We start from the raw sequence: 9,617 nt of genomic DNA, 5'->3' as shown, positions 1-9,617 counted from the left end.
TAAGGGCGACTGCCACACCAGTACAGCGAGCGGACGCCGGTCGCGGTGACCACGTTGCGATCCTCGGCCGCCCCGAAGGGCGACTGCCACGGCCGACGGCCCCGGCGGTCGCGGCGATCGCGCCGAAGTTGCGATCCTCGGCCGCCCCGAAGGGCGACTGCCACCCAGCCGGTGAAGAACATGGTGTTCCAGCACGACAAGTTGCGATCCTCGGCCGCCCCGAAGGGCGACTGCCACGGGGCCAGCACCGGCCCGGGACGGGCGGGGAGCCGGAGTTGCGATCCTCGGCCGCCCCGAAGGGCGACTGCCACAGGGGAGCTCCACCGACGACGACCAGGGCGAGGAGGTTGCGATCCTCGGCCGCCCCGAAGGGCGACTGCCACTTGGTGACGACGAAGCCAGACGCGGTGAGCCAGTCGCGGTTGCGATCCTCGGCCGCCCCGAAGGGCGACTGCCACCCCGCAATCTCGCCGGCCTGATGACCGGGGTAGGGGTTGCGATCCTCGGCCGCCCCGAAGGGCGACTGCCACTGCTGTGACCGTCCAGCCCCACTCGAACCACGAAGGAGTTGCGATCCTCGGCCGCCCCGAAGGGCGACTGCCACGCCAGTTTCTCCGACACCATCACCGGGATGGAAAAGTTGCGATCCTCGGCCGCCCCGAAGGGCGACTGCCACGCCTTCAGGGATGCGAGGGAAGCCTTGTACTCGGGGTTGCGATCCTCGGCCGCCCCGAAGGGCGACTGCCACCGCCGTGGAACGGCGGCGCCGGGAGCGAGAGCGGCGGTTGCGATCCTCGGCCGCCCCGAAGGGCGACTGCCACTGTGGTTCGCCTGTGTTTCCAGCAGGCTGCGCAGCCGGTTGCGATCCTCGGCCGCCCCGAAGGGCGACTGCCACCCGGGAACGGCGGCCACCAGCGCGGCCAGCGGCAAAGAGTTGCGATCCTCGGCCGCCCCGAAGGGCGACTGCCACGGCATCCTGCGCGGGCAGCTCGCCGGGGCCCAGGAGGTTGCGATCCTCGGCCGCCCCGAAGGGCGACTGCCACTCGGCCTGCCGGTCGGCATCAACCCTCTGCTCTAGGTTGCGATCCTCGGCCGCCCCGAAGGGCGACTGCCACAGGACCAGGCCCCGGAACGCCGGGCAGCGGGACTTGATGTTGCGATCCTCGGCCGCCCCGAAGGGCGACTGCCACCCTGGAGCGGACCGACGACGGCGACGGCGACGCGTTGTTGCGATCCTCGGCCGCCCCGAAGGGCGACTGCCACCAGTTCTGTGGAGCCCATTCAATACCTGGCGAAAACGTTGCGATCCTCGGCCGCCCCGAAGGGCGACTGCCACCATCATCGACCGCATCTACCAGCGCATCAACGCAGGCGTTGCGATCCTCGGCCGCCCCGAAGGGCGACTGCCACAGGAGCCCCGGGCCGCCCTTATGGCCCCCGCCGTGGTGTTGCGATCCTCGGCCGCCCCGAAGGGCGACTGCCACCTCGCCGACCTGGGCGAGGGTGTGGAGCTCAACGAGTTGCGATCCTCGGCCGCCCCGAAGGGCGACTGCCACCCCAACAGGTTGCCGTACGGGTTGCCGTACAGGTTGTGTTGCGATCCTCGGCCGCCCCGAAGGGCGACTGCCACTTTGGGTTCTGAGCGGCGATGCCCCCGTCGCGGACGTGTTGCGATCCTCGGCCGCCCCGAAGGGCGACTGCCACGCGGACCGCATCGCAGGACACTCCGCGCGTCTCCGTAGTTGCGATCCTCGGCCGCCCCGAAGGGCGACTGCCACGAGGGCGTCTGGGGCTCCTGTGGGTTGAGGGGCCGTAAGTTGCGATCCTCGGCCGCCCCGAAGGGCGACTGCCACCCAGATGATGCGTCCGATGCGTCCGTACAGGTCAGAGTTGCGATCCTCGGCCGCCCCGAAGGGCGACTGCCACTGGAGCGCCGGGCCCTGGTGGGCCGGTCCCGGTCGGGTTGCGATCCTCGGCCGCCCCGAAGGGCGACTGCCACCATCGCCCTGTACACGATCGATCTGGTGCTGGCGTGGTTGCGATCCTCGGCCGCCCCGAAGGGCGACTGCCACCTGGCTGTCGGTGGCGCCGACCGGCAAGCACGCGAAGTTGCGATCCTCGGCCGCCCCGAAGGGCGACTGCCACCACGGACGGCGACAACCGCTACAAGGCCGTCCAGAACGTTGCGATCCTCGGCCGCCCCGAAGGGCGACTGCCACGCTGGATGACCAGCGAAAACGGTGAATGCTGAGATGCACCTTCCCTGAAGCAGGCCACCAATACACGCCTAATACGGACATTATTCTTGGGTGCGATCCGCGTGTCGTGTGCTTGCTAGGGGTTCCGAAGCTCTTCTCACTACAGGATGAGGTCTGCTCGGTGGGGGTGGGTGGCGGCGATGCCGAGTGTATGGACGTCTTCTGTTCCTGCGTGGGGTAGGCGGTAGATCCGGATGCTGTCGGTGTTGGCATCGATCAGGTCTTCGAGGTCATACATGAGCGTCAGGAGCGTTTTGTCGTTGGTGACGATTTCGAACACGGATTTCTGCACACGTATGCCGTGCCCTTCGCAGAGCTTGGCGACCCGGCGGAGTCTGCGGCGGCCTTCGGGTGTGGTGGTGTCGACGTCGTAGGTGAGAAGTAGTTCCATCAGGCAGCGGTCCAGGGGAGGTAGGCAGGAAGTTCGCCTCGGAGATGGCGCGCGAGGATGCGGGCCTGGACCACTGGCAGGAGGCCGGCGGGGACATCCCGGCCTGCGAGGGAATGCTCCCAGGTCTGGGTCTTCCAGTCTTGCCAGGCGGTGATGACGATCTTGCGGCCGTCGTCGGTGAGGCGGACGGCTCCTCCGGGAGTGGTCTCGAAGTGGGCGGGCCGGAGTTGCCGGCGGTTGAGGAGGGTGAGGACGAAGCGGTCCGCGAGGACGGGGCGGAATTCCTCCATGAGGTCGAGGGCGAGTGCTGGTTTGCCGGGGCGGATCCCGTGAAGGAAGCCGATGTATGGGTCGAGGCCGACCTGTTCGGCGGCTCCGTGGACGAGTCCGCGCAGCAGTCCGTAGGTGTAGGAGAGCAGGGCGTTCACGGGGTCGGTGGGCGGTCGACGGTTGCGGTGGGTGAAGGCGGGGATTCCTTCGGTGGGGCGGATGGTGTCAGCGAGGGCGGCGAAGTGTGTGCGGGCGGCGTTTCCTTCGGTGCCCATGAGGGTGTCGAGGGATGTACAGGTGCTGGTGGCGGTGAGGCTTTCGGCGAGAGCGTCGGCTGCATCGCGCATGCGGGACTTTGCTGTGGGTGCGGCGTCCCGGGCGGCTCTGAGGAGAATCCAGCGGCTGTTGCGGATCTTGCCTGCGGTGATGGTGCGTGCGATGGAGAGGCGGCCTTCGGTGTCTTCGTGCATCTGGTGCTGGGCGTGACGGAGGAGGACGTTTCCGTGGACGGCGCCGTCGAGGCGGGCGAGGTAGCGCCCTCCCCTTGTCATCCAGGTTACGGATCTGCGGTCTTGGGCGCAGCGGCCGATCAGTTCGGTGGAGAGGTTGATGTGGCCGTAGAGGACGATGGCGTCGATGCGGCGCAGTGGGAGGATCTGACGTCCGGGGGTGTCGGGAAGGTGGACGCGCAGGCTGTCTTGGTCCAGGCGGAGGTCGGCTCCCTGTGTTTGTACGTACAGGGTGTTGAGGAGTTCGGTGGTCACGCGTCGGTGTCCTGTGGGTCGGTGAGTGAGTAGAGGGTGGTGAGGGCTTGGCGGTAGCGGCGTTTCCCGGCGAGCAGTTTCGGCATGCAGTCGGTGGCCATGGAGCAGCGGCGGCATCGTTTGTCGGCTGTGGGGCCGGGCAGGTGGTTGGTTTCGAGGAGAGCCCTGACGGCGTGGGTGGTGTCGAGTACGCGGGCGCGCAGGGCGTCGTCGATGGTGATGAGGTGGCGTCGGCGGTCGGTTGCGGAGAAGACTGCGGCTTCGGGTACGGGTTGCTGGAACATTGCTTCGAGGCAGAGAGCTTGTGCGGCTGCTTGGATGTCGGCGGGTCCGCCGGGAATGTAGCGCCCGGATTTGTGTTCGACGGGGAGGATGCGGCCGTCGTCGTGTAGTTCGACGGTGTCGCAGATTCCGGTGAGGCCGTAGCCGTCGTGCCAGACGGGCAGTGCGTGCAGGGTGCGCACGGCACGTCGCCCTTTGTTTCCAGGGGTGTCGACGCGCTGGTGGAGATGGGTGCCGCGGATGGTGGCGGCGTCGTCGGTGAAGGCGTCTTCCAGGAGGATGAGAGCGCATTGGCGGGGGCAGTAGGCGTAGTGCTCCAGGGCGGAGAGGGAGACCTGTAGGAGATTTCCCTCTCCGCCCTGCGTGGGGGATGTCGTCATCAGACGGGGCGCGGGAAGAGCGTGGTCAGGGTGACACCAGGTGGGAGATCGGTGTCACGTACTTCGACGGTGCCGTAGTCGGAGAAGCTGCGCGCGCTGACGTCGTCGCGGGCCTTGACGGTGATCCGTTCGAACAGTTCGTGGGAGGGGGCGCGGCCGAAGGCGTCGTCGTGGGTGAAGACGTACAGGCCGCGCAGGGCGAGGTTGGCGCGGGCGGCGGCGCGGTCGTGTTCCAGCATGACTTCGAAGGCGCGCCAGAAGAGTGCGAGGTCGTCGGAGGTGACCCCGGTGCGGCGGGCGAGTGGGGCGCTGAAGTGGCCGGTGCCGCGGTAGAGGGCGTAGGGGACGACGTACTTGGAGCCCATTTCGGTCTCCTTACCCTTGTTTTCGGTTCCCCCGCCCTCTCCGCGTTCGTTCCATGCCTTGACGTCTTCTTCCTTGGTGGGGGTGACGCGGGTGATTCCGATGTCGAGGGGGGTGATGCGGTCGATTGAGCGGGAGAACCCGATCTGGAGGGGGCCTTGGACACGTCCGGCCTGCTTGTCACGCTTGCCAGTCGTCATGACGGCGCCGAACATGCGTACGTCGAAGAAGTTGCGGCACATCCATTCCTGCGCGGACTTCTGGTCGCTCGCGGACCCGTTGGTGTAGGCGCGCTCATGCTGGCTGTTGAGTGCGGTGCCGGCTTCGACGTAGATCTCATAGCCCTCGCGGGGTTCGTAGGAGTTGATGAGAGCGACGGTGTTGCGGATTTTCCGCTTGATCGCGACATCGGTGATCAGGCCGTGGCCACTGACCGGGTCGGTGCGGGGCAGGCCACCGTTGTCGGGGTCGCCATTGGCGTTGGAATCGACGGCCTCGATGAGGAAGACGAAGTCGTGCTTGCGGTCGGGGTCCAAGTAGGCAGCGGTCATGACGGAAAGGTCTCCTTGAGCGGGTTCGTAGTGGTGTGCGGGGTTGGGGCTCAGGCGGAAGCGGTCTCCTGGGCGGGTGCGGCCTGAGCGGGGACCGCGGCAAGCCTGCGTTCCCTGGCGGCCTGCTTCCCTGCCAGGTCCTCGTGGCGCTGGTGGGAGTAGCCGATGATGAAGCGGCCCTGCTGAACATCGGTGAGATGGCCGGGAAGGTCGTCGCTCACCTTGCTGTAGATCTCGAAGAGGCGCTTCTCCAGCGCGTTCCGAGCGGCGGGCTTGTCCCGGCGCAGGCGCTTGAAATGCGCTCCGGAGTCAGCGAACAGACGGCGCAGGGTAATGCTGGGTGCGGCAACCGCGGCACTGAAGAACTTGTCTCGCAGGGTCGTTTTAATGTCCGGGAGCGCCTCCTCCTGCACGGACTCAAGAACGGCGAAGAGCCGGCCGCAGAGGTAGGCGGGATCGGTGCTGTTTTTGTCGAGCTGTGGCATCAGGTGGTCCTGGGGGTGGGGGGAACGGTTGAGGAGCAGGCGCAGCAGCGCCAGGCGCGGCAGGTCGACGCGCTGGTCGGCGTGGACGCGCTGCAGGAGGAGAGGAAGAGCCCGGGCAGGCGGGCGGGTGCCGTGCAGAGCGCTGTGGAGCAGCTCGGCCTCCAGGCCATGGGGGGCACTGTCGGGCGCGTACCGTTCGCCTTGCCAGCGACCGCAGGAGAGGGCCATCTGCCAGAGCGGGAAGTACCGGGCCCGTCCGGTCCATCCGTCCCAGACTCCGTGGTCGGCGTACCAGGCAGCCAGGCTCGCCTTCGCCGCAGGCAGGGGGACATCGATCCAGTCGCGGACGACGAGGCGGGCATTGTTCAGACCGAGGGACAGGCCGTAGAAAGCGTCGGTGTCCGCCCGTTCCGCAGAAGCGGGACCAGGGGAAGCGGCCATCGAATCGATGAGGTGCTCGATGTCGGCGGCATCCGGCTGGTCGTCGAAGAACATCGCGAACGCGGAATCGGGTTCAGGACGCTTCGTCCACCACAACAGCACGCCGTCGTCCCGGAAACGTCGCCGGTGCCGGTCCGAGGCCACAAGGTGGTTCAGGACCGCCATGGCGCGGCCACCGCACCGGTGGCAGACGGGAGTGTTCACCAGCTGAGTCAGCCCCTCGCGTCCCTGAGCCGCGGTATTGATGCTGATCAGCTGGCCTTCGTTGCTGCCGCCCGTGGTCGGGATCGCCCCTTTCTTCACGGGTTCCGGGATCGTCGCCAGCAGCGCGCGGTACTCACCGCACACCAGGCACAGCCCCGCACGGTCCGCAGTACCGCTCTTACGGGCCCGCACTTCCTCGCCCCACAGCTGCTGCGCCGACCCCAGTTGATGCAGCCAGCTGGTGCCGACCATGATGGCGACCGTGTCCTTCGTCTCAACCTCCTTCGGGAGGTCGACCTCCGGGCGGGCGGTGAAGAACGTCCTGGCCGCCTCCGCTGCGGGCTCACCGACCGCAGACGACGCCCAGCGCAAGGCGAGGTCACGGTAGGAGTCGTGCCGGCGTGACGCCTCGCCCCGGTCCTTCGCCGTGACACCGTTCTTGGCTGCCTTCGGTACCCCGAGCACGAACTCGGCCGTGTCCACCAGCAGGTAGGGCGGCACCTTCGTCCCCGACCGCTGTACGTACGGCACCGGCATGGTCAGCATCTGGTCGCGCTGACGCCCCGACACCTTGCGTTTCAACAGCTTCGCACTCAGACCGTCCGGGGCGATGTCCAGCACCCAGTGAATCTGCTTCTCGCGGTAGAACTCAGCAGGCAGTTCCCCGGCAATCCGGTCCCCATACTCGGTCAGCCGCTGTAACAGCACCGCTCAGCCCTCTGTTCCATCGGCCCGCCACGCAGCCAGCGGCATCCCGACCGCGTCGTCCCGCAACGGTTCCTCCGGCACCTCCAGGACCCCGTCGACGACAGAAGCACGAAACCACCGGTAGCGCTCCCCCCTCGGCCCGTACACGATCGAGTGGAGCATCACACCGAGCTCCTCACTGAACTCCACCACCCGCTGCCGCGGATCGGGCTTACCGAAAGACGCACCGAACTCCCGGCAGCCGAGAAACGGCTCCGAGAAACAGGCACCCCGCTCCACCCTGCGGCGCAACTGCTCGCGGTACTTCTCCTCCGACGCCGGCGGATACTTCGCCGAACCGGCCAGAGCCTCGGGAGCCACCACAATCTGCGCATGGATCCGGTAGCGGACATCCCTCAGAGCAAGCGTGCTGCGCTGGTCCCGGTCCGTCTCGACGTCGTAGCGATGACGCCGGTCGGACTGAAGCTTCCGCACCTCCTGGGCGCTGATCACCGACTTCACCTCGTTGCGGCGCACCCGCAGCCACCTCACCGGCCGTAACACCTCGATCTTCCGCACCATGTAGCGGAATTGGGGCTTCCAGAAAATCGCCTCCAACACCCCCCTGGCCGCAGAAGGCGTCATCACCTGATAGCTGACACGCTCAGCCTTCAGCTCCGGCCGCGTAAAGCACGCGACGTCACCCCAGACCTCCACCACCAGATCAGGGAAGGCCCACCCCCCGTTACCGCGTCCCGCCCTGCTGGAAGCGGGCCCCTTCGTTCTCATCCGTCGTATCCATTCCTGACAGTCCACCTCCGCCGGACCTGCCCTTGGGAAGGTCCGGCGACGGCACACGGAACCAACGGGGCATCAGGTCACTCCCTGTCCCCTCTTGATGCCGCACTGTAGGTGCAGGCACTGACACTGCACCGCGGAAACGGAAAAACCACTGCTCACAGGCTTTGGCGTGCTACCCGCCGAACCGGAACCTGAGGTCAGCTCGAACATGGCGTGCCAGATGGCAGATCAACACCACCACAATGACGATCACCTCCGCCGCACCAAGCACGGGAAGTCCATCCACGCAAGGAACGTTCACCGATTCACCTTCATCTGAATCGCATGGCAAGAGCTTCGGACCACTTCAGCGTGCGGCAGCAGCACTTCGCGAACAATGGCGCACACAACGATTTGAAGTACGCAGCTCAACGCAGAAAGCGGTGGACGAAAAGTGCAGACTTCGTCCACCGCCCCGACAGGCAGCAGCATGCCAAACGATCCAGATATTGCGATCCTCGACCAACATCAGACACGGCCGGTCGCCCAAAGCTCGTCAGGCGAACTTCCAGCCCATCGTCGCACGCACCGCCAGGCCACGTGCCCGTATCGCAAACTCAAAATACGTAGCCGCCTCGGTCCTCAGGATCATCAACGTCCAGCCCGCGCACCGGATCGTAATACCCCCGCCACACAACAAGATCACCGATCACCGGCTCAGCCAGGCCCGCACGCACCGCAGCAGCCACCTCGTACCTAGGCAACGTCGCCATGTGCGACTGCAGACGACGCAACGGCCCCGGCCCCGACGGGAAGCGGCCACGCAGCAGAGCAATGTCGGACTCGATAATGTCCCGCTCCTCATCCGACTTCTCCGGACGAATCACGACGACCGACTGGGCATACCTGCTGTCAATCATCTGAAACTCATCCGCAACAGCAGGAAAGTCCCACCTCCGGCGCAGCTCCTGAACCCCCTCCCCCATCGACCGCCCATCGGTACCCTGCAACGCCCAGCGCTTCTCGTAATAGAGGCCCAAAGCATCCAGATCATCCGGAGCCGAAGCATCCGGCCCGAAGAACTCCGCACACGCATCCATCGCCGCCTTATACGACAAATCCTTCGGAACGCCACCGTCAACCGGCCGGAACACCACAACCGTCCCCTCCGACAAACGACCATCACGATTACAGCGGCCCGCCGCCTGCTGCAGCGCCTCCGCCGGCGCCCACGCCCGGTACACCCGAGGAAAGTCCACATCCACACCCGCCTCGATCAACGACGTGGACACCACATGCACCGACCGCCCAGCCGCAAGCTCCCCCCTCACATGCCCGATCACCTCACGCCGGTGCTCCGCAGTCATCCTCGTCGACAAATGCCACACCGGAGCCGCCACCCGCACCCCGCCACCACCCGCACCCGTCAGAAGACGATGCAGCCGCGCCGAATCCCGCGTCGTATTCACGATCGTCAGAACCCGCCCCCCTCCCACGGACGCGATCTCACCCGCGATCGACTCCCACGTCACCCCCGGCCCCAGACGCCACTCATACCGAACCCGCCGCAACGCCTCGAACAGCCCTGTCACGTCCTCCACCACGCCGCGACGCGGAAGCCCTTCCAACTGCGCCAAAGACCAGAACGACGGCTGCGTCGCAGAGGCCGGGCCTTGACCCCGGATGTTGGACACACGAGACACTGGATCCTGAGGATCTGAGAACGGACATCTCGTGGTCATGAAGAACTACCCGCCGGAG

General features: G+C 66.6%; 7 protein-coding genes and 1 CRISPR repeat array. All 7 genes read right to left on the bottom strand.

Features of this window, described 5'->3' with window-relative positions; translation table 11 throughout:
• Positions 1 to 53: 53 nt before the first annotated feature.
• A CRISPR array of direct repeats spans positions 54 to 2,219; the repeat unit is 37 nt; unit sequence GTTGCGATCCTCGGCCGCCCCGAAGGGCGACTGCCAC.
• 139 nt (positions 2,220 to 2,358) lie between these two features.
• Entirely contained in the window at positions 2,359 to 2,649 is a 291-nt protein-coding gene (gene cas2, locus ACIRJP_RS38730; protein ID WP_404185194.1) for a CRISPR-associated endonuclease Cas2, read from the bottom strand.
• Positions 2,649 to 3,683, bottom strand: a complete 1,035-nt coding sequence (gene cas1c, locus ACIRJP_RS38725; protein WP_404185191.1) for a type I-C CRISPR-associated endonuclease Cas1c — start codon at positions 3,681 to 3,683, stop codon at positions 2,649 to 2,651. Before cas1c ends, cas2 begins: the two co-directional genes overlap by 1 nt.
• Positions 3,680 to 4,345, bottom strand: coding sequence for a CRISPR-associated protein Cas4 (gene cas4 / locus ACIRJP_RS38720; RefSeq protein ID WP_404185188.1), 666 nt, complete (start codon positions 4,343 to 4,345; stop codon positions 3,680 to 3,682). The genes cas1c and cas4 overlap by 4 nt, the downstream gene beginning before the upstream one ends.
• Positions 4,345 to 5,259, bottom strand: a complete 915-nt coding sequence (gene cas7c, locus ACIRJP_RS38715; protein WP_404185184.1) for a type I-C CRISPR-associated protein Cas7/Csd2 — start codon at positions 5,257 to 5,259, stop codon at positions 4,345 to 4,347. The genes cas4 and cas7c overlap by 1 nt, the downstream gene beginning before the upstream one ends.
• Positions 5,260 to 5,309: 50 nt before the next feature.
• On the bottom strand, positions 5,310 to 7,097 hold the full coding sequence (cas8c, locus tag ACIRJP_RS38710; protein WP_404185181.1) for a type I-C CRISPR-associated protein Cas8c/Csd1: 1,788 nt from the start codon (positions 7,095 to 7,097) through the stop codon (positions 5,310 to 5,312).
• Between the two features lie 3 nt (positions 7,098 to 7,100).
• Positions 7,101 to 7,796 carry a type I-C CRISPR-associated protein Cas5c gene (gene cas5c / locus ACIRJP_RS38705; RefSeq protein WP_404185178.1) on the bottom strand — a complete coding sequence of 232 codons (696 nt, stop codon included), beginning with the start codon at positions 7,794 to 7,796 and terminating at the stop codon, positions 7,101 to 7,103.
• 677 nt (positions 7,797 to 8,473) lie between these two features.
• Entirely contained in the window at positions 8,474 to 9,550 is a 1,077-nt protein-coding gene (locus tag ACIRJP_RS38700) for a hypothetical protein (protein ID WP_404185175.1), read from the bottom strand.
• Positions 9,551 to 9,617 lie beyond the last annotated feature (67 nt).

Source organism: Streptomyces sp. NPDC102437 (assembly GCF_044765565.1).
In the GTDB taxonomy this organism is placed as follows: Bacteria; Actinomycetota; Actinomycetes; order Streptomycetales; family Streptomycetaceae; genus Streptomyces.
This window is presented reverse-complemented; position numbering and strand designations above follow the sequence as displayed.